Below are 21,229 nucleotides of genomic sequence, written 5' to 3'. Positions count from 1 at the left end.
GACATTGTGCCGACACGACGAAGCTGTCAAGAAGCGCGCGGAGAGGAAAATTATGAACCGACTGACCTGCTTGGCCCTTGGCGGCCTGCTGTCGATCGCGAGCGCGGTGCTGCCGGCGTCGGCGCAAACCGCACCGGCATCCGCGGCCATGACGGCCTTTCCGGGGGCGCAGGGTTGGGCGGCGGTGACCCCCGGCGGGCGCGGCGGACGCATTGTCCGCGTGACGACGCTGGCGGCGGACGGACCGGGATCGCTGAAGGCCGCGCTGGACACGAAAGGGCCGCGGATCGTCGTGTTCGAGGTCGGCGGGGTGATCGACCTCGGCCGTACGACGCTGACCATTACCGAACCGTATCTGACCATCGCCGGACAGACCGCGCCGTCGCCCGGCATCACGCTGATCCGCGGCGGTATCGACATTCGCGCGCATGACGTGATCGTCCGCCACCTGCGCGTGCGGCCGGGTCTGGACGGGCAACCCAAGCGATCGGGGTGGGAGGTCGATGCGATGAACACCGTGTCGGCGCACAATGTCATCGTCGATCACTGCACGATGACCTGGGCGCTCGACGAGAACCTCTCCGCCTCTGGCCCGCGCTTCGACGGGGCGACGCCCGACGACTGGCGGCGCGGCACCAGCCACGACATCACCTTCAGCTATAATCTGCTGGCCGAGGGGCTGGCCGATGCCAGCCATCCCAAGGGCGAGCATAGCAAGGGGTCGCTGATCCACGACAACGCGACGGGCATCCTGATCTGGCGCAACGTGTACGCCCATAATGTCGAGCGCAGCCCGCTGCTGAAGGGCGGGGTACAGGCGGCGGTGGTCAACAACCTGATCTACGACCCGGCCAGGCGCGCGGTGCATTACAACCTGATGGCGCTCGAATGGGCGGGTCATGTTTATCAGGAGGGCAAGTTGTCGGCGGTCGGCAACGTCATGCGCGGCGGGCCATCGACCGACGAAGGGTTGCCGTTCCTGATGCTGGGTGGCGATGGCGACCTCCGCTATCACGGGCGCGACAATGTCGCGGTCGACCGGCATGGCAATCCGCTGCCGATGTTCGGGCGCTATGGCGTGACCCGCGCGAAGCTGATCGAGGCGAAGACGCCGCCGGTCTGGCCCGCCGGCTTGCCCGTCCTGCCGGCGCAGCATGTGGAGACGCATGTGCTCGCCAATGCCGGCGCGCGGCCATGGGACCGCGACGCCGACGATATCCGCGTGCTGTTTTTCGTCGCCGAGGGGCGCGGAAAGGTCATCGACGACGAACGCGAAGTGAGTGGATATCCGCATCCGGTGCCGACCACGGCACCCTTTCTCGAACCGGAATGGGATCTTGCGACGATGGAGCCGAAATCGGGACGCTATCCGGGGCAGAAGGGGCCGATCCAGGAATCGCTGTCGGCCCGCGATCGGGCGATGCGGCAGTGATCCGGCGGGTCGTCGTCGCGGTGGTGGCGCTGCTGTGCGCCATGCCCGCCATCGCCGCGCCGCGCGTGCTGCTGTTCCACCGGGCGACCGGGTTCGTACATGACTCGATCCCGACCGCCGTCGCCGCGCTCGATCGGCTGGCGCGGGAGCGCGGGCTGGAGCCGGTAGCGAGCGACGACCCGGCGGTGTTCGACAAGGCCGTGGACTATGCCGCGATCGTGCTGGTGTCGACGACGACCGATCCCAAGCGTCCCGAGACCGAATGGTTCGTCGGGCCGCGCCGCGATGCGCTGCAACGCTATATCGAGGGCGGCGGCGGGGTGGTCGCGATCCATGCCGCGGCGGACTCGCACTATAACTGGCCATGGTATGCCAAGATGATCGGCGGCCGCTTCGCCCAGCATCCGCCGGGTGTGCCGGAGGCGGAGGTGAAGCGGTCGGCCGGGCGCCACCCGGCGATCGATGCGCTGCCCGACCGGTTCCGGATTCCCGACGAGTGGTATGGCTTTCGCGATTTGTCGACCGATCTCGATTCGCTGCTGACGTTCGATCCGCAGTCGATCGGCGCGAGCGACGTGAACCCCAAGCCGCTGGCATGGGCGCATCGTGTCGGACAGGGGCGCGTTTTCTATACCGGGCTGGGCCATCGCAAGGAAAACTGGGCCGATCCGCGGCTGCTGGCGCATGTCGCCGGCGCGCTGGACTGGGCGACCGGGCGGGCGAGGGCACCGGCGATGATCGTGATCGACGAAGCGTCGACGCGGGTGCGAGAGGCACCGCCGCATGGCGCGATCGGAACCGGCACGGCGTGGCGGATCACCGACCGGGTGCCGGGGCGGACGATGGAGTTCCGTCGCCGGACGCTAGACAAGGGCGCTGCGATCGGGCCGCACCGGATCGACCATGACGAGGTGTATCAGGTCGTGACCGGCGAAGGGGATGTAACCAGCGACGGCGTTACCCGGCGGGTCGCGGCGGGGACGACGGTGTATCTGTACAGCGGGGCCACGGTCGGGATCGCCCAGCGTGGCACGAGGCCATTGGCGCTGGTCGTCGCCTATCCGTTGGCAGCGCCGGTGCGTTAGGTCCCCGGCTGGATATAGGGGAACCGGGCGAAGAGTTCGCGTTCCCAGCCGCGGGGATTGTCGACGACGCGGCTGACGGTATCGAACAGCATCGTCTGGCGGCGGGGCAGGGTGTAGCGCGGCCAGTTCGCCCCAGGGTTGCCGTGCCGTGCCAGCGATGCGAAGGCGGCCTGCATCCGCCGGGACAGCGCACGGGCGGCGGGGCCGGTGCCGCTCATCGATCCGGGCGCGTCGAGCGTGCCGAAGACCAGCGGAATGTCGTCGGTATGTGCCGCGCGACCGCCGGGCCGGACGGGCGAACTGTAATCGAGCTGATAGACCCAGGCGGCGGCACTGGCGGCGGCGCGGGTCTCCGCCTCGATCACCTGCCCCGGCCAGCTGCGCCCGGCGGTGGTTGCGCGGTACAGGACGTCGTTCGGCGTCATCGCCGGGAATCGCGCGCAATACTGCGCGACGACCCATTCCGGCGGGGCGTCGACGCGCAGCTGTGGGGCGATGCGCGCCGCCAGATTGGTCCAGTTCAGGTCGGGCGGCGGCGCGATGAAGGCGCGGGTTTCCTCGCGGGTATTGCCCAGAATCAACGGAATAGCGCGACCTTGCGGGTGCGCGTCGGGCCAGAAGGGATGGCGGTGCAGCGACCGCATGTCGAGCACCGGCCCCATATACACGCCGCCGCCAAGGATCGGGTCTTCGGCATCCAGCGCGTCGATCAGGCGGGCCACGGGAAGGGTTGCGGCTTGTGCGGGTGTAGCTTTCAGGCGGGTCAGGAACGCTTCAGCGCGGCGGGTGGCGTTGAGGGGGCCGGAGGCGGTGACCTGTTGCCCGCTCATGGTCGCGGCGGCGTGGAACAGGCCTTTGGCATCGGGCATCGCCATGAGGGTCGCGATCTTCGCGCCGCCGCCCGACTGGCCGAACAGCATGACGCGGTTCGGGTCGCCGCCGAAGTTGGCGATGTTGCCACGTATCCATTGGAGTGCGAGCAATTGATCGCGTTGTCCGACATTGCCGCTGTCGGGAAAGCGCGGGTCGAGCCGGGCGAGATAGAGATAGCCGAGCGCATTCAGCCGGTGGTTGACCGTCACCACCACGACGTCGCCCGATGCCGCCAGATGATGGCCGTAGACCTGCGGTTCGACGACGGTACCGTTCGAATAGGCACCGCCGTGGAGATAGACCATGACCGGCCGGTTCGCACTGATGCGGGCGTCGGGCGTCCAGACGTTGAGGAACAGGCAGTCCTCCTGCTGGTCGCCGATGTTGGCACGTTGCGGACAGGAGGGGCCGAATGCCGTTGCCGCCTGTATGTGGCGCAGGGGAGCGGGGGCGGTAACCGGCCGGAATCGCTGGCGGCTGGCGTCGGTGCCGTAGCGGATTCCGCGAAAGACGTGGACGCCAGCTTCGGCCGTGCCGCGCCAGCGGCCGGCGGGGGCGGTGACGACCGGATCGGCTGCGGCAGCGCGGGCCGGGCGAACGAGCGCGAGGGCGGCGGCACCGGCGATCACGTCGCGCCGGGCGATCGATGGGGGCATGTTCCTCTCCCTTGCGTCCGAAGCCCGGGTCCGTTGTGGCGGTGCTTCGATACGGGTCTTCGACGTCGCTCAGCCCCTATGCAGCACGAGCGGGGATCGCGTTCAGGCGCAGGGTAATCGGTGTCATCCGTTGCCGCAAGTCATGCCTGCGGCTTGCCGACCGAGGCGCGGCGGATCAGCGTCGAGACGAACATCGTCGGTTCGGCGGGTTCGGCAGGATCGGTGGCGTCCTCGTCGTCCTCGCCAATCAGTTTCAAGGCGGCGGCGCGGGCCATGGTCGCGATCGGCCAGCGGACGGTGGTGAGCGGCGGCCAGAGGTGCGAGGCGATCGAGGTGTCGTCGAAGCCGACGATCGACAGATCCTCGGGCACGTCCAGCCCGCGTTGGCGGGCGATATGCAGCGCGCCCGCCGCCATTTCGTCGTTGGAGGAAAAGATCGCGGTCGGGCGCGGCGACAGGTCGAGCAGCCGTTCGGCGGCGCGCATCCCCGATTCGAACTGGTAATTCCCCTGCGCGATCCAGGTCCGCTGCACGCCGAGACCGGCGGCCTCCATCGCCTCTTCATAGCCCTGCTGCCGTTCGAACGCCGAGCGGAAGCCGTGCGGGCCGGCGATCATGCAGATGCGGCGATGGCCGGCGGCAAGCAGATGCTCGATCGCACCGCGCACCGCCTCCCGATCGTTCGACGACACCATGTGCGCGGGATCGTCGAACGCAGCCGAGCCCATGCGGACATAGCGACAGCCGATCTGCGTACAGAGTTCGGCCAGCGCATCGTTTTCGGAAATGGGCGGCAGCAGCATCACCCCGTATGGGCGCTGCCGTTCGAGGAAGCGGCGGATTTCGTCGCGCATATCGGGCGCGCCGCGATCGACCGGGTGGACCAGCAGTTCGAATTCGGTGTCGCGCAACACCTCCAGCAACCCCTGCTGCACGCGCAGCACCATTTGCGCATTGGGATTGTCGTGGATCAGCGCGATCAGGAAATTGCGGCGCAGCGCGAGCGCGCGCGCCTGCGGATTGGGGATATAGCCCAGTTCCGCGATGACGCCCTGTACCTTTTCGCGCGTATCGTTGTTCAGCAGCGGCGACTGGTTGATGACGCGGCTGACCGTCTTTTTGGAGACACCGGCTAGTCGGGCGACGTCGTTGATCGTCGGTTGGCCGCTTTTCTTCATGCACCAGCGATAGCCGGGGCCGGGGCATCCGCCAATGTCCCGCCCGGACGATTCTTCCCGCTTGTGACTGACACCGGTTTCCATTACGCCTTCGGCAGCAACAGGAGAGGCAAGTCGCATGGATAATCGCGATCGGATCGCGCACGCTTTCGTTGGCGCGCGGCAGCAGGCACAGGGCCTGCCGACCTATCCGGGCGAGCGGCCGACGACCCTGACCGATGCCTATGCCATTCAGGACCGGGCGATCGGGATCGATGGCCGGCAGATCGTCGGGTGGAAGGTCGGACGGATCAACCCGCCGCTCGACGCGACGCTGGGGAGCAACCGGCTGGCCGGACCGATTTTCGCCGAACAGGTGGTGGGCACCGAGACCGAGGCATTGCCGGTGATCGCCGATGGCTTTGCCGCGGCGGAGGCGGAATTTTGCGTGCGGATCGGGCGAAGCTCGGCGGGGCTGAGCGGGCTGACGCCTGAACAGGCGCTGGAACTGGTCGACGCGGTGCATGTCGGGATCGAAATCGCCAGCTCGCCCTATCCGGGGATCAACGCCGACGGGCCGTTGGTGACGGTCAGCGATTATGGCAATAATTTCGGGCTATTGGTCGGCGAGGAAGTTCCGGGATGGCGCGACCTGTCGTTCCTCGACTGGCCGGTGGAATCGCGGATCGACGGCGCGGTCGTCGGCCGGGCGACGGCGCGGACGATGCTCGACGGGCCGATCGGAGCGGTGGCGTTCCTGATCGATTGTCTGGCAGTGCGCGGGTTGACGCTGGAGCCGGGACAGTGGGTGTCGTCGGGCGCGGTGACCGGCGTGCACGGGATTGCGCCGGGGCAGCGGTTCGAGGCGGATTTCGGCCAGCTGCGCGTTGCGTGCGGGATCGTTGCGGCCGGGGTTCGGGCAGTGGCAGGGTGAGATTTGTTGGCGGGATGCCGCCGGCCGCAAACGCTTCAATACTCCGGATCACGTCGGGGCCTTTACGAAAGTCGTGTGCTTAGCCACCAATCCGCCGTATCCCCGCCTTCGCGGAAGTACGGCAAGGAAGTCGAAACGCGAAACGCCGGTCGTCGGCCGTCGAACGAATGGAACGAGACCCTTTCCAGAGGGCGGAACAGCAAGGTCGACAAGGATCGGCCGCCGGGAATGTGGAGGCGAGGAATGGAAGGTGACGGCATCGAGCGCGCGGTACGCCGGGCGGGGCGGTATCGCTGGGGGATCGTCGCGCTGTTGTTCATGGCGACGGTCATCAACTATGTCGATCGGCAGATGATCGGCGTGCTGAAGCCGACGCTGTCCAAGGATCTCGGCTGGACCGAGACCGACTTCGCCAACGTCATCTTCTTTTTCCAGATGGCCTATGCCATCGGCTATATCGGGTTCGGGCGGATCGTCGACGTGATCGGCGCGCGCATGGGCTATGCCGTCGCCTTCGTCATCTGGCAGGTCGCGCATATCGCCCATGGCGGCGCGTATAGCGTGACGCAGTTCGCGATGGCGCGGTTCGGGCTGGGCATCGGCGAGGCGGGGAACTTTCCGGCCGGGATCAAGGCGGTGACCGAATGGTTTCCGGCCAAGGAGCGTGCCTTTGCGATCGGGGTGTTCAACGCCGGCGCGAATGTCGGCGCGATCATCACCCCGCTGGCGGTGCCGGCACTGACCGTCGCCTATGGCTGGCGCATGGCGTTCGTCGTGACCGGCGTCGTCAGCTTCGTGTGGCTGGTCGCGTGGCTGAGCTTTTATCGTCGCCCTCGCGAGCACCAGAAGGTGTCGTCGGGCGAACTGGCGTGGATCGAACAGGACCCGGCCGATCCGGTGCAGCCGCTGCCGTGGCGACGGCTGATCGCCAAGCGCGAGACATGGGCCTATGCGCTTGGCAAATTCTGTATCGACCCGATCTGGTGGTTCTTCCTGTTCTGGCTGCCCGGCTATCTGGGCGACCGTTATGACCTCGATCTGCTGAGTTTCGGGCCGCCGCTGGTCGCGATCTATCTGTTGTCCGATCTGGGCAGCGTGGCCGGCGGGTGGCTGTCGTCGCGGCTGATCGCGCGCGGGCGGACCGTCAACTATGCGCGCAAGGTGACGATGCTGGTCTGTGCGTTCGCGGTGCTGCCGGTGCTGTTCGCGCAGTCGATCGACAATCTGTGGGTGGCGGTGCTGGTCATCGGCATCGCGACGGCGGCGCATCAGGCGTTTTCCGCGAACCTCTACACGCTGCCGTCGGACCTGTTTCCGCGGGCGGCGGTGGGGTCGGTGGTCGGGATCGGCGGGACGGTCGGCGCGGTCGGCGGCATGTTGATGGCGAAATATGCCGGCTATGTGCTCGACGGGATCGGCAGCTACGCGCCGTTGTTCTTCGTCGCCGGGTCGGCGTATTTCGTGGCGCTGGCGTTGGTGCACCTGTTGTCGCCGCGGTTGGCGCGGGTGGAGGCGGCGTAACGATCCGCTGCGGATCAGCCCCATCCGTTCGTCCTGAGTAGCCGCTGAGCTTGTCGAAATGGCGTATCGAAGGATCGGGGCAGATGCTTCGATACGAGCCTTCGACAAGCTCAGTCTCTACTCGGCACGAACGGTCGGGGAGGTTTCTCCCCCACCTACCCCGTTCGGTTCGAGCAGCTTCGAGCTTGTCGAGAAGCGACAGTCGAGAACGCTCCGTTTGGGGCAACCCGTTCTCGACGGACGTTTCTCGACTTCGCTCGAAACTGCTCGAACCGAACGGACGGGCAGGGGGTGAGCGGGCCTATTGCCCCGCCAACCCCATCACCACCTCCCATTCGGCGTCGGTCACCGGCGACACCGACAGCCGCGACTGGCGGAGCATCGCCATGTCCTTGAGGTCCTCGGTAGCCTTCATCGTCGCCAGCGTCACCGGGCGGGGCAGGGGCTGGTCGGGTTCGACACGCACCGACACCCAGCCTTCGTCGTCATCGGGCTGCGCCGCGCGCGCGATGCGGGCGATGCCGACCGCCGCCTTGTCCTTGCCCGAATGGTAGAAGAGCGCGCGGTCGTCGACCGCCATCGCGCGCAGGTGCCTGGCGGCGGTATGGTTGCGCACGCCGTCCCATTCGGTGCCGCCGTCCTTGACCAGATCGTCCCAGCCATAGCTGTCGGGTTCGGATTTCAGCAGCCAGTACGCCATGTCGGACCCTCACGATAAACCGCGGGTGAATATAGCATTCCGCGTGCGTTCAGTCGCTGCCTGCCATGACCCGATCATCGGCGCAGGTGCGTCGACGTGGACAGGGGCGGCACGGCCCCCACGCACTTGAGGAGATTGGCATGAAGACCTTGCTGACCAAGGCGGGCCTGGGGCTGTCGCTGGCGGCGACCGCGCTGACCGCCGCTGCTGCCCCGGCCGAGGCGCAGTGGCGTCGCGGATATGACCGTGGATATGACCGGGGATATGATCGCGGTTGGGACCGTGGCCATGATCGCGGGTGGAACCGGGGCTGGAACCGTAATCGCGGCAATGGCGGCACGGCCGTCGTCGCCGGCATCGCCGGCCTGGCGATCGGCGCGGCGCTGGCATCCAGCGCGAACGACCGCCGCTATCGCGAGCGTTATTATCGCGATCGCGGCTATGCGTATAATTACGACGATCGGTTCTATCAGCAGCGCGGATTCTATCCGAACGACGGCTATTATGCCCAGCGCTACAATGACTATCAGCGGTGCTGGGTCGAACGGCGCTACGACCCCTATTACGACCAGATGGTTCGCGTCCGGGTCTGTAGCTGATGGCAGGGGCGGGGGGCAGGTCCTTCCGCCCTTTGCACTTGGCGCGCGGGGCGTTTTGCGGCATGGGCCGCGCCCATGACTGATACGCCCCCCGATCGCCTCTCGATCAATCCGCGCAGCCCGCATTTCAACCAGCCCGTGCTGGAGCGCGGCATCGGCATCCGCTTCAAAGGCGCCGAGCGCACCGATGTCGAGGAATATTCGATCTCCGAAGGCTGGATCCGCGTCGGGCTGGGCAAGAAGGTCGACCGCAAGGGCCAGCCGCTGACCATCAAGCTCACCGGGCCGGTCGAAGCCTATTTCCAGACGCCGGCCGAGGGTGAGGAAGCTGCGACCGACGACGCCGCGGCGGAGGACGACAAGGCCGACGGGGCGGCGTAACCTTCGCCGATGCCCCTTCCTTGCCGGGGAGGGGTGGTCAGCCGTCCCGCTCCATCCGCTTGCCGACATGCTGCTCGCCGCGTCGCGCCGCCAGCGTCACCTGCCGGTGGCGTTCCGCCTTGGCCGCGAGCGTCGCTGCGTCGCGGGTGCCGGCGCAGGCAGGGCATTGCACGCCTTCCTCGAACAGCGGTGAGGTGCGGTCCTGCGGGCTGACCGGCATGCGGCAGCCGCGGCACAGGTCGTGGGTGCCCTGCGTCAGGCCGTGGCCGACGGCGACGCGTTCGTCGAACACGAAGCATTCGCCCTGCCACGCGCTGGCGTCGGCGGAGATGTCTTCCAGATATTTCAGGATGCCGCCGTCGAGGTGGTAGACCGCGTCGACGCCTTCGCTTTTCAGGAAAGCGGTTGATTTTTCGCAGCGGATGCCGCCAGTGCAGAACATCGCGACCTGCGTCTTGCCGGCCAGCAGCTTGGTCCGATTGGCGCGGAACCAGTCGGGGAAGTCGCGGAAGCTGTCGGTGTGCGGATCGACCGCGCCCGCGAAGGTGCCGACCTTCACCTCATAGGCATTGCGGGTGTCGATCACCACGGTCGACGGATCGGCGATCAGCGCGTTCCAGTCGGCGGGCGCGACATAGGTGCCGACGATTCTGGTCGGATCGGTGCCGGGCACGCCCATCGTCACGATCTCGCGCTTCACCCGTACTTTCAGGCGGTGGAACGGCATCGTCTCCGCCGTGCTGAACTTGGGCAGCAGGTCGTCGCAGCCGGGCAGCGCACGGATCGCCGTCAGCGCGGTGTCGATCCCCTCCGCGCTGCCGGCGATGGTGCCGTTGATCCCTTCCGACGCGATCAGCAGCGTGCCGCGAATGCCGGCGCTGTCGAGCACCTGCTCCATCGCATCGCGGAGCCCTTTCGGATCGGCAATCGAAACAAAGCGGTACAGCGCCGCGACGGTAATCCCGGCCATCAGTGGACGAAGCGCGCCACCACGTCGCGGTACGATCGGCTGACCTTCACCTGCGCCCCCGATTCGAGGATCAGGAAACATTCGCCATTGGTGTGCGGCTTCACCTGCTTGACCAGGTCGAGGTTGACGATGGTCGAGCGGTGGACGCGCTGAAACCGGCGCGGATCGAGGCGCTTTTCGAGGTCCTTCATCGTTTCGCGCAGCACCAGCGAATTGTCGCCGGTGTTGATGACCATGTAATCGCCCGCCGCCTCGATCATCTCGATCGTATCGACATCGACGCGGAAGATCTGGCCGCGATCCTTGATGTTGATGAGCTTTTCGAAGCGATTGGCCCCGTGCGCATCGTCGCCGCCACCATCGGCCGCTTCCATTTCCGCCGCGGTGTCGGGGGCGACTTCGGCGAGCACTTCCTTGAGCTTCTCGACCTCGGCCTGCCCGCGCTTTTCGGAGAGGCGCTGGCGCACCCGGTCGAGCGTGTCGGCGAGGCGCGATTCCTCGACCGGCTTCATCAGATAATCGACGGCCTGCGCCTCGAACGCGCGGATCGCGTGGTCGCTATAGGCGGTGACGAACACCACCAGCGGCGGTTCGACCTCCATCAGCCCCTGCACCACCGAGAAGCCGTCGAAACCGGGCATCTGGATGTCGAGGAAGACGAGGTCGGGCTTGTGGGTCTTGATCGAACGGATCGCCTCGCGACCGTTCTGGCATTTGTCGATGATTTCGACATCCTCATGCGCCTGCAACCGCAGTTCGAGGCCCTGAATCGCCAACGATTCGTCGTCGACAAGGATGGTACGGATGGTCATGCAGCCTCTTTGGTAACGTCTTGCGTCTGGAACGGCAGTTCGATCTCGACCACGAATCCGCCCCCGTTGCCCGAACGGGTGTCGAATCGATGGTCGGGGCCATAGGCCTGCGCCAGCCGGTCCCGGATATTTTGTATGCCGACACCGGTGGACAGCGTCGGCCGCTTCGGTCCGTCGATCAAGCCGGGGCCGGTATCGGAAACGGCGATCTGCACCCGATCCCCGGCCAGTCGAGCGGTGATCGCGATATCGGCCCCATCCTCCTGCGGCGTCACCGCATATTTGATCGCGTTTTCGACCAACGGCTGGAGCAGCAGCGAGGGCAGCCGCGCGTGCATGACGCGGGCGTCGATATCGAATTCGGTGCGCAGGCGATGTTCGAACCGCATCTTTTCGATATCGAGATACAGTTTCAGCGTTTCAACCTCCTGCTCCAGCGTGACGTGCGCGGTCGGCTCGTTCGCCAGCGTGTACCGCAGGAACGAGGCGAGGCGGCTGAGCATCACATTCGCCTTCTCGGTCTGTTTGAGCAGCACCAGCGTCGAGATCGAATTGAGCGTGTTGAACAGGAAATGCGGGTTCAGCTGATAGCGCAGCATGGCCAGCTGTGCCGACGATGCCTGCATCTCCAGCATCCGCATCTCGTCGACCTGCTGTTCGACGACCAGATAGAAATTGATGCCGAAATAGGCGGCCGACCAGCCGGCCAGCACGGTGAAATTGATGAACAGCGTACCCAGTACCAGCGAGAAGCTGACATCGGGCGACACGTTGCGGATGAAGGTGAAGACGAACGCATCGATCAGCGAATAGGCGAAGGTCGCCGCCGACAGGGTGCACAGCGTCAGGAAGATCGCCGGCACGCGCGGCAGCGAGCGGTAATAGCCGTAGAGCACGCTCATCAGCAGCGTCAGGCAATAGCCGACGATGACCTCGACGATATTCGCCAGCACGCTTTTGAGCGACGCGGCGTTCGACAGCGTCGAGACCGAGCGCAGGATCAGATAGCCGGTCCAGCCGGCGGCCTGCAGCAGCCAGAAGGCGCGGTTCTTCTGTTCGAAGAAGGGGCGCGAGAAAATGGCGGGCTTAAGCGTCATGCGCTCCGTCGCAACTATGGCCCCTTGTCGCCGTCATATCGCGGCGGGGCCGGGATGGAAACCGGGCTGTAGCGCAAAGCCGCCCCAAACGAAAACCGCCGCCCCGTTGCCGGGACGGCGGTTCGCGTCGGTTGGTCCGGTTGGGCTTAGAAGCCGAACTTGATCGAACCGATGACGGTGCGCGGATAGCCGACCGACAGGTTCGGGTTGCCGGACGATGCATCGACCTGCGTGCTGATGTTGCCGAAATACCGCTCGTTGAAGAGGTTGCGGACGTTGAGCGACAGGTTGGTCTTGGCGAGGCCGTACTGTTCGAGGCTGAAGCGCGCGTCGAGATCGACGAGCGTGTAGGCACCGACCACCACGTCGTTCAGGTCCGTCAGGAAGCGTTCGTCGACCCACTTGCCCTGCACGCCGACATTGACCGGACCGTAGTTGAATTCGGCGCGACCGCCGAACTGCCATTCCGGAGTCTCCGGCACGGCCTTGCCCTTGGTCTGCGCAACGGCGGTACCGGTGGTCTGCACGTTCGAGAGGAGCTCGGTATGGGTGTACGATGCGATCGCCGTCAGGCCCAGCCACGTGGTCGGACGCACGGTGACGGTGCCGTCGAAGCCATAGCTGTCCACGGCGCCGATGTTGCGGTCGAACGAGATGCCCTGATCGAAGTCGAAGGATGACACGATGCGGTTCTTGTACTTGATGTACCAGCCGGTCAGCTGCGACTGCACCATGCGGCTGTTGTAACGCAGACCCAGATCGAACGAGTCCGTCTTTTCCGGCTGCACGCCGATGAACGGCGCACGATACAGGTTGTCGGTGCGCGGTGCGGAGAAGCCCTTCGCATAGCTACCGAACATGCTGACGTTGGTATCGACGAAGTTATAGGTGAAGCCGGCGTTCGGCAGGATCGCGTCGTACTTGTAGGTCGTCGCGAACGGCGCATAGTACGGCGTAGCCCCCGTGGTCGGCACGACGGCGTCCGGCGCGATGATGCGCAACGACGTGAGCGGCTCGCTGGTGCAATAGGCGAAGCCCGAACCGCGTGCCTCGATCGGGCAGTTGGTCTGCAGGTCGCGCTTGAAGAATGGTGCCCGCAGACCGACCTGCAGCGTGAAGGCGCGATCGAAGAAGCGACCGATATATTCGCCCGACACCTGATTCAGGAGCGCGGTCGATTCACGGTCACGCTGGCTAATGGTGAAGCCATCGGCGGTCAGTACCGGACGACCGTTACGACCCGAGAAGATGTCTTCGGGCATGCCGTTCGAGAAAAGGTTGCCCCATTCTCCGGTCTGGCGGTGGTTGGCATTGTCGTAGGTATAGGCGACGCGGACGCGCTGGTCTTCGGTGATGTCGTAGCGCAGCGATGCGATGCCGGTGTAACGATTGGTGTTGGTGATGTTCGGCGAGAAAAAGCGGACGGTGTCGAGGACATCGCCGTCGCCGTTGAAATCAACGCCCGCCGACGTGGTTAGGCCGCCGTTTGCACGCGCCGAATTCTCGGCCAGCGTCGAGGTGCCACCGCCATGGGCCAGCGTATACTGGTACGAACCATCGAGCGTCAGCGTCAGCTTGTCGGACAATGTGAAGCGCGAGTTGGCGCGGATGTTGCCGGTGTTCGACGGGTTGACGCGAATGCCGTAATAATTCGAGCAGTTCGCGGCGTCGCCCTGCGCCTCGTTCTGGGCGGTGCCGCGAACCGGGGTCGGACGGTTGCAGAACTCGTTGTTCTCGAAATTGTTGACGGTTTCGAACTGCTGTTCGTTCAGATCGATGCGGATCGGATTGGCGGGCGACGCGCTGGCGTTCGCCGGGATCACGCCGGTGCCGAACAGGGTGCGCATGTCACCCACCGATACCGCACGATAGAAGTTGTTGCGGTTCTCGTTGTAATGGCCCGACACCCGGATGAAGTCGCCATTGTCGCCAAGCGGCTGATAGATGCCGGCGTTGAACTGCTGCTTGCGGATTTCGCCGGGGCCACGGAACTTGTCGTTCGACGCGGTCGACGCCGACAGGAAGGCGCGGGTGCCGAACGAGGTCAGGTTGCCGGTTTCGATCAGGCCGAACACGCGGTGGAAATCGAAATCGCCGTACGATGCGACCATCGTCGCCGACAGCGTTTCCGACGGGATCAGCGTGCGATAGTTGATCGTGCCGCCGGCCGCCGATGCGGTCGGGCTGTCGATGTCGGTCGCGCCGAGGTTCACGTTAATCTCGTCGACCAGTTCGGGATCGAGCTGCTGGTTCGAATAGATCGCGTAGTTGCCCGAATCGTTCAGCGGGAAACCGTCGAACGTCAGCGAGACGCGGTTGCCGTCGAAGCCGCGGATACGGATGTTGCCGCCCGACGAACCGAACGGATCGCTCTGCGTGAAGTTGACGCCGGGAACGATGTTCAGTGCGTCGAGCACCGTGTTTCCGGGGGTCTGCTTGGCAAGAAATTCCTGATCGAGCACGACGCGTGCCTTGGGGCCGTCGGGGATCTTGATGCCGTCGACGCCATTGTCGGTGCGGCTGCCGGTGACGACGATGTCTTCCGATTCGAAATCGGTCGAACCGGTCGATTGCGCGAAGGCCGAGGCCGGGAGCAGGAGCGCGGCAAAGGCCACGCCGGCATGGAGCTTGGTGTTCATAGGTCCCCTTGGAATCGCAAATGGGTGGCGCGACTCTCTCGCTGGTTCAGGCGGTGCGCTTCACCGTCCCGGCGCCAATGAACGTCCCATATTTCTATTTTGCGACAACCGGAAGCGGGGGCATCAGTCTGTTTTGATGCGTTGCAAAAACATCACGTCGTCGCGCCGGATACGATCGCCGACCATGCGGCTTCGTCGATCACGCGGATACCCAGTTCCTCTGCTTTGGCCCGTTTCGATCCGGCATCGGCACCGACCACGACCAGATCGGTTTTCTTCGACACCGACCCGGCGACGCGCGCACCCAGCGCATCGGCCTGCGCCTTGGCCTCGTCGCGGCTGAGGGTCTCGAGCTTGCCGGTGAAGACGACGGTCTTGCCAGTCAGTTCGCTCTGCGTCGTCGCATGGGCGATGTCGTCGGGGCGGACTTCGCGCAGCAGGTCCGCGACGACGTCGCGATTATGCTTTTCGGCGAAGAAGGCGAGCAGTGCGTCGGCGACTTCGGGGCCGATCCCCGCCGTTTCGACCGCGGCGACCAGGGCGCGGCCGCGGCGCAGCGTGAATTTCCGGTCGTTCTCGCCGATCGCCGGCTGGGTGGTGCGGCGGACATGGAGCGCGCGGCGGATCATCGCGGCGAAGTCCTTTGCCGAAGTCCAGCGGCGGGCGAGGTCGCGCGCGGTCACTTCGCCGACATGGCGGATGCCGAGCGCGAACAGGAACCGGTCGAGTCCGATCGTGCGGCGCGCGTCGATCGCCGTCAGCAGCTTGGTCACGACGAGGTCTGACATGCGCTCGCGCTGGACCAGCGCTTCGCGGTGGGTGTGCAGGCGGAAGATGTCGGCGGGCGAGGCGATCAGCCCGTCGCGGAAGAATTCCTCGACCCGGACCAGCCCGAGTCCCGCAATGTCAAAGGCGTGGCGCGAGACGAAATGGATCAGCCGTTCGACCCGTTGCGCCGGGCAGACGAGGCCGCCGGTGCAGCGCACCACGACTTCGCCCTCGCCGCGCTCGGCGAGCGAGCCGCATTCGGGGCATTCGGTCGGGAACGCCCATGGATCGCGGACGTCGTCGCGGGTCAGGTTGTCGACGATCTGCGGGATGACGTCGCCGGCGCGCTGCACGACGACGCGGTCGCCGGGACGCACGCCCAGCCGCTCGATCTCATCGGCATTGTGCAGCGTGGCGTTGGTGACGACGACGCCGCCGACCGTCACCGGCTCCAGCCGCGCGACGGGGGTGAGCGCGCCGGTGCGCCCGACCTGGATATCGATCGCCTTCAATGTGGTCTGCGCGCGTTCGGCGGGGAATTTGTGCGCGATCGCCCAGCGCGGCGCGCGGCCGACGAACCCCAGCCGCTCCTGCCAGTCGAGCCGGTCGAGCTTGTAGACGACGCCGTCGATATCGAACGGCAGGTCGGCGCGGCTCCCCTCGATCGCACGATAGACGACCAGCGCTTCGGTCGCGCCGTCGCAGCGCTGAAAGGCGTCGGCGATCGGGAAGCCCCAGTCCTTCAACGCCGCAACGACGCCGGCCTGGGTGTCGGCGGGAAGGGCGGTGACTTCGCCCCAGCCATGGGCGAGAAATTTGAGCGGGCGCGCGGCGGTGACGGCGGCGTCCTTTTGCCGGAGCGATCCGGCGGCGGCGTTGCGCGGGTTGGCGAACTGGCGCGCCTTGGCCGGATCGACCGCATCGGCCAGCAGGCGGGCGTTGAGCGCGGCGAAGTCGTCCTTCGCCATATAGACCTCGCCGCGCACCTCGAACACATCGGGCGCGGCGGCGGGCAGGGTTTGCGGAATATCGGCGATGGTCGCGACATTGGCGGTCACGTCCTCGCCCACCGCGCCGTCGCCGCGGGTCAACGCGCGGACCAGCTTGCGGTGTTCGTAGCGCAGCGATGCCGAGAGGCCGTCGATCTTCGGCTCGGCGGTCAGCGATACGGCTTCGTCGTCGGACAGGCGCAGGAAACGGCGGATGCTGGCGACGAATTCGGCAACGTCCGCATCGGCGAAGGCGTTGTTGAGGCTGAGCATCGGCCGGGCATGGGCGACCTTTGCCAGATGCTTCGCTGGAGATCCGGCAACAGCAGCTGTCGGATCGAATAAATCTGCTAAATCCGGATCTTTTCGCTCCAGCTCTCGCAGTCGTAGTTTGAGGTTGTCGTAGTCAGCATCACTGATGGTAGGATCATCATGCACGTAGTATCTTGTGTCGTGACCCGCTATCTCATGCATTATATGAGAATGTTCTCGTTGCGCGTCTTCCGGAGCAACGTGAAGTTTCGACGTATTAACTTTGTTTATTTTTGCCATCTTGCTCGTGCGATGCGCTGCCATGCAGAAATTGGCTGAAATTATTTGTCTACCGAACGTAGATAGAAAGCGTTGGAACGACGGGCAACAGGCTTAGAGCGGTTTCCTCACGTTTCCTTGCGGCGGATGGTCATGCGGCGTTCGACCACGATCGGGCGGTCGAAATGGAGGCCGGCGCGGCCATCCTCCGCCCAGCGGATCGTCGCGGCAGCCCAGTGGCCGCCGCCGGTATCGATCCGGACGACCGATCCGATCGCGGTCTCGCCGAAATCGACCAGATCGATCAGCGCGCCGGTGGTCGACAGGTCGCGGATGCGCGCCGGGCGGGTGCGACCACCCAGTTCGATCGTGGTCGATCGCAGCATCCGCGTCCGTGCCGCGCGTTCCGCCTTCGGCCCCTGTGGGGTCAGCGCGCCGCCTTCGTCCAGCAGTCGCGCGGCGGCGGTGGCACCGTCGAGCGGCACACCATAGACTGGCCCCTGCACGTCGGTGCAGCCAAGGTCGCGCAGGACCGCCAGTTCGTCATGATATTCGATGCCCTTGGCCGTCGTGACGATACCGAGCTGGTCGGCGAGCGTCACGATCGAGCGGACCACGGCGGCGTTGCGTCCTTCGGGATCGCTGACGCCGCGCACGAACGACCGGTCGATCTTGATCCGGTCGAACGGCAGGCGGCGCAGGCAGGTCATCGACGCCTGTCCCGCCCCGAAATCGTCGAGCGCGAGGCGGATGCCGATCCCCTGCAACGCGGTGAAGGTCGCGACGGCGGCCCGCATGTCGCGAAGCGCGCTCGCCTCCGCAATGCTTAATTCCAGTCGTTCGGCGGGCAGCCCGGAGCGCGCGACGGCGTTGGCCAGGATGGCGGTCAGCGCCGGATCGGCGAATTGCGCGCCCGACAAATGGACCGACAGCCGCGTGGCTTCCGGCCAGGACGCCGCATCGTGACAGGCGGTGCGCAGGACCCATTCGCCGATCTGCCCGGTCAGCTTGCATTCCTCCGCCACGCCGAGGAAATCCTGTGGCGGCACGGTGCCGCGGGTCGGATGGTCCCAGCGTACCAGCGCCTCGAACCCGGTGATCCGCCCGTCTTCCAGCGCGACGACCGGTTGATAGACGATGCGCAACTGGTCGCGCGACAGGGCGACGCGCAGGTCGTCCGCCATCTGCTGGCGCGATCGCGCACCTTCGAGCAGCGTATCGTGGAAGAAGCGGTGGACGCCGCGTCCGGCATCCTTGGCGGCATACAGAGCGAGATCGGCGTGGCTGACCAGCATGTCGGGGGTGGCCCCGTCGTCGGGCGATACGGCGATGCCGACCGAACAGCCGATCGATACCGTATGGCCGTTCAGGAAATAGGGTTGCGACAGCGACGCGATGATCGCCTGCGCCAGCGTCGCCATCTGCGTCCGGTTGCCGATGCGCGGCAGGACGACCTGAAATTCGTCGCCGCCCAGCCGCCCGACGAGCCCGGCATCGTCGACGACGCGGAGCAGCCGTTCGGCGACCTGTTTGAGCAGCGCGTCGCCGACCGGATGGCCGAGCGTGTCGTTCACCGCCTTGAACCGGTCGAGATCGAGCAGGAACAGCGCGGTGCCATCATAGCCCGGCTGCGCCAGCGTCTGTTCGAGTGAAATGTGCATCCGCTGGCGATTGGCGAGGCCCGTCAGGCTGTCGAACAGCGCGAGGCGGGTGATCTCCGCATCCGATTCGCGCACCGCCGCCATGTCGGTGCCGGTGCCGACGAACCCCTCGAACCGGCCGAACGGATCGGTGAACGGGCTGCCCGATACGCTCCAGCTCCAGTTGCGCTCGCCGGTGATGGCCGGGGTGACGGCGTAACCGGTGAACGCGGTGCGGGCCGACAGGTGAAAGGCGAGGGTGCGTTCCGGATTATCCGGTGCGGTTTCACCGCCGGCGATCCGCAACAAATCGGTAAGCGCGGCGCCGACCGGGTCGATGTCGGCTGCGGCAAATACGCCGACGATCTTGTCGCTCAGATAGGTGACGCGGCCGTTGCGATCGGTCTGCCAGAACCAGTTAGGGCCGTGATCCTCCGCCTCGCGCAGCAGCCGGACGGCGCGCTCGGCGGGCAGGGCGGCCGAATCGTCCGGTCGCTGCACCCACGATCGCAACGCTGCCTTCATTCCGCCGATCGCCAACTGTCCGTCCCTTTCCGTATCGGGGCGATGATAGCGGCGCATCGTGAACGAATTCTTTGCAACGGGCCGCTTCCTGCCTGTAGGGCAGTATGGAAAAATGACCGATATGGACCCTGCGATGACCGTCACCATCACCGAAGCCGATCTGATCGACAGCGTGGCCGATGCGCTGCAATTCATCAGCTACTACCATCCGATGGACTATATCCGCGCGCTCGGGGAGGCCTATGCCGCCGAAACCTCGCCGGCCGCCAAGGACGCGATTGCGCAGATCCTGACCAACAGCCGGATGTGTGCCGAGGGGCATCGCCCGATCTGTCAGGATACCGGCATCGTCACCGTGTTCGTCAAATGGGGCCAGAATTGCCGGCTCGACAGCGACCGGTCGTTGCAGGAGGTCGTCGACGAGGGCGTGCGCCGCGCCTATCTCCACCCGGAGAACAAGCTGCGCGCGTCGATCCTCGCCGATCCGGCGTTCACCAGGCGCAATACCAAGGACAATACGCCGTCGGTGCTGCACGTCGAAATGGTGCCGGGCGACAAGGTCCATGTCGATGTCGCGGCCAAGGGCGGTGGCTCCGAAAACAAGTCCAAGTTCAAGATGATGAACCCCAGCGATTCGATCGTCGACTGGGTGCTGGAAATGATCCCGCAAATGGGCGCGGGCTGGTGTCCGCCGGGGATGATCGGCATCGGCATCGGCGGCACCGCCGAAAAGGCGATGGTGCTCGCCAAGGAATCGCTGATGGCCCCGATCGATATGGGCCAGTTGAAGGAACGTGGGGCCCAGACCGATATCGAGGCGCTGCGGATCGAATTGATGGACAAGGTCAACGCCCTCGGCATCGGCGCGCAGGGACTGGGCGGACTGTCGACAGTGCTCGACGTGAAGATCCTCGACTGGCCGACGCACGCCGCGTCGAAGCCCGTCGCGATGATCCCCAACTGCGCCGCCACCCGCCACGCGCATTTCACGCTGGATGGCAGCGGTCCGGCCTATCTCGAACAGCCGAACCTTGCCGACTGGCCCGACGTCAACTGGACCCCGGACAAGGCCGCGATCCGCGTCGATCTCGACACGCTGACCCCGGACGTCGTCGCAACGTGGAAGCATGGCGACCGGCTGTTGCTCAACGGCAAGATGCTGACCGGCCGCGACGCCGCGCACAAGCGGATCGCCGACATGCTGGCGAGGGGCGAGGAACTGCCCGTCGATTTCCGCGGTCGCGTGATCTATTATGTCGGGCCGGTCGATCCGGTCGGCGAAGAAGTAGTCGGCCCGGCCGGTCCCACCACCGCGACCCGCATGGACAAGTTCACCCGCATGATGCTCGACCAGGGCCTGCTGGCGATGGTCGGCAAGGCCGAACGCGGTGCCGACGCGACCAAGGCGATCGCGGAGCGGAAGTCCGCGTACCTGATGGCGGTCGGCGGGGCGGCCTATCTGGTCGCGCGGGCAATCAAGGGGTCGAAGGTCGTCGGGTTCGAGGACCTCGGCATGGAAGCGATCTACGAGTTCGAGGTGCAGGACTTCCCGGTCACGGTCGCGGTGGATAGCGAAGGGCAGAACGTCCACCACCTCGCGCCCTTGGTGTGGCGCGAGAAGATCGCGAAGGAGCGGTTGCTCGAAGGGGCGTAAGTCGTCGGCCCATCGTCATTCCCGCGCAGGCGGGAATCCATACGCGCCAGCGTTTCGGCTCGATCCACAGGCGTTGCGTCTACGGGTTCNCCGCCTGCGCGGGAACGACGAAGGGCTTGGAAGCTGTGGGTATCCTCCCAACTCCGTCATCCCGGCGAAGGCCGGGATCCACCGTGCCGCATGACCGACGAGTTCGGCGCTTGCGGGACCATGGATCCCGGCCTTCGCCGGGATGACGGCGAGGCCGCCCCCGATCGCCCCGTCAC

Annotated in this window: 16 protein-coding genes; 7 read left to right on the top strand and 9 right to left on the bottom strand. The window is 65.8% G+C overall.

Annotated elements, in window-relative coordinates:
• The first annotated feature begins 52 nt into the window (after positions 1-52).
• Together ASE91_RS17840 and ASE91_RS20985 are read left to right on the top strand one after the other, a co-directional pair.
• Positions 53-1,432, top strand: coding sequence for a pectate lyase family protein (locus tag ASE91_RS17840; RefSeq protein ID WP_056628641.1), 1,380 nt, complete (start codon positions 53-55; stop codon positions 1,430-1,432).
• Positions 1,429-2,517 carry a ThuA domain-containing protein gene (locus ASE91_RS20985; RefSeq protein ID WP_056628638.1) on the top strand — a complete coding sequence of 363 codons (1,089 nt, stop codon included), beginning with the start codon at positions 1,429-1,431 and terminating at the stop codon, positions 2,515-2,517. The genes ASE91_RS17840 and ASE91_RS20985 overlap by 4 nt, the downstream gene beginning before the upstream one ends.
• Here the strand turns inward: ASE91_RS20985 and ASE91_RS17830 are convergent.
• Together ASE91_RS17830 and ASE91_RS17825 are read right to left on the bottom strand one after the other, a co-directional pair.
• A complete protein-coding gene (locus tag ASE91_RS17830; protein WP_056628637.1) occupies positions 2,514-4,046 on the bottom strand; it encodes a carboxylesterase/lipase family protein in 1,533 nt (510 codons plus the stop codon). The genes ASE91_RS20985 and ASE91_RS17830 overlap by 4 nt on opposite strands.
• A 140-nt stretch (positions 4,047-4,186) precedes the next feature.
• Positions 4,187-5,224, bottom strand: coding sequence for a LacI family DNA-binding transcriptional regulator (locus ASE91_RS17825; protein ID WP_056628634.1), 1,038 nt, complete (start codon positions 5,222-5,224; stop codon positions 4,187-4,189).
• A gap of 118 nt (positions 5,225-5,342) precedes the next feature.
• Here ASE91_RS17825 and ASE91_RS17820 point away from each other — a divergent pair, with 118 nt between their 5' ends.
• Both ASE91_RS17820 and ASE91_RS17815 read left to right on the top strand, forming a co-directional pair.
• Positions 5,343-6,137, top strand: coding sequence for a 2-keto-4-pentenoate hydratase (locus tag ASE91_RS17820; RefSeq protein ID WP_056628632.1), 795 nt, complete (start codon positions 5,343-5,345; stop codon positions 6,135-6,137).
• A gap of 243 nt (positions 6,138-6,380) precedes the next feature.
• Positions 6,381-7,658: an MFS transporter gene (locus ASE91_RS17815; RefSeq protein WP_056628629.1), complete on the top strand. Its 1,278-nt coding sequence runs from the start codon at positions 6,381-6,383 to the stop codon at positions 7,656-7,658.
• Positions 7,659-7,959: 301 nt separating this feature from the next.
• On the opposite strand, the gene ASE91_RS17810 is transcribed toward ASE91_RS17815, so the two are convergent.
• Entirely contained in the window at positions 7,960-8,358 is a 399-nt protein-coding gene (locus ASE91_RS17810) for an EVE domain-containing protein (RefSeq protein WP_056628625.1), read from the bottom strand.
• Between the two features lie 140 nt (positions 8,359-8,498).
• Between ASE91_RS17810 and ASE91_RS17805 the strand changes: the two genes are divergently transcribed.
• Complete coding sequence (locus ASE91_RS17805) at positions 8,499-8,957, top strand: hypothetical protein (RefSeq protein ID WP_056628624.1); 459 nt, start codon at positions 8,499-8,501, stop codon at positions 8,955-8,957.
• 75 nt (positions 8,958-9,032) lie between these two features.
• Positions 9,033-9,338 (top strand): DUF3297 family protein, encoded by a 306-nt coding sequence (locus ASE91_RS17800; protein WP_056004318.1) that lies wholly within the window; start codon positions 9,033-9,035, stop codon positions 9,336-9,338.
• 37 nt (positions 9,339-9,375) lie between these two features.
• Here the strand turns inward: ASE91_RS17800 and trhO are convergent, their stop codons facing one another.
• From trhO to ASE91_RS19800, 6 genes are all read right to left on the bottom strand, one after another.
• On the bottom strand, positions 9,376-10,308 hold the full coding sequence (gene trhO, locus ASE91_RS17795; protein ID WP_056628622.1) for an oxygen-dependent tRNA uridine(34) hydroxylase TrhO: 933 nt from the start codon (positions 10,306-10,308) through the stop codon (positions 9,376-9,378).
• On the bottom strand, positions 10,308-11,120 hold the full coding sequence (locus tag ASE91_RS17790; RefSeq protein WP_056506582.1) for a LytR/AlgR family response regulator transcription factor: 813 nt from the start codon (positions 11,118-11,120) through the stop codon (positions 10,308-10,310). Before ASE91_RS17790 ends, trhO begins: the two co-directional genes overlap by 1 nt.
• Positions 11,117-12,217 carry a sensor histidine kinase gene (locus ASE91_RS17785; protein ID WP_056004327.1) on the bottom strand — a complete coding sequence of 367 codons (1,101 nt, stop codon included), beginning with the start codon at positions 12,215-12,217 and terminating at the stop codon, positions 11,117-11,119. Before ASE91_RS17785 ends, ASE91_RS17790 begins: the two co-directional genes overlap by 4 nt.
• A gap of 146 nt (positions 12,218-12,363) precedes the next feature.
• A complete protein-coding gene (locus tag ASE91_RS17780) occupies positions 12,364-14,856 on the bottom strand; it encodes a TonB-dependent receptor (protein WP_056628619.1) in 2,493 nt (830 codons plus the stop codon).
• A 152-nt stretch (positions 14,857-15,008) separates the two neighbouring features.
• A complete protein-coding gene (gene ligA / locus ASE91_RS17775; protein ID WP_056628616.1) occupies positions 15,009-17,087 on the bottom strand; it encodes an NAD-dependent DNA ligase LigA in 2,079 nt (692 codons plus the stop codon).
• Between the two features lie 185 nt (positions 17,088-17,272).
• A complete protein-coding gene (locus tag ASE91_RS19800; protein WP_162233683.1) occupies positions 17,273-19,324 on the bottom strand; it encodes an EAL domain-containing protein in 2,052 nt (683 codons plus the stop codon).
• Between the two features lie 118 nt (positions 19,325-19,442).
• Between ASE91_RS19800 and ASE91_RS17765 the strand changes: the two genes are divergently transcribed.
• A complete protein-coding gene (locus ASE91_RS17765; RefSeq protein ID WP_056628907.1) occupies positions 19,443-20,963 on the top strand; it encodes a fumarate hydratase in 1,521 nt (506 codons plus the stop codon).
• The last annotated feature ends 266 nt before the right edge of the window (positions 20,964-21,229 follow it).

The organism is Sphingomonas sp. Leaf62, assembly GCF_001421915.1.
In the GTDB taxonomy this organism is placed as follows: domain Bacteria; phylum Pseudomonadota; class Alphaproteobacteria; order Sphingomonadales; family Sphingomonadaceae; genus Sphingomonas.
Note: the sequence above shows the minus strand (reverse complement) of the source record. Positions and strands in the feature narration are given on the sequence as shown.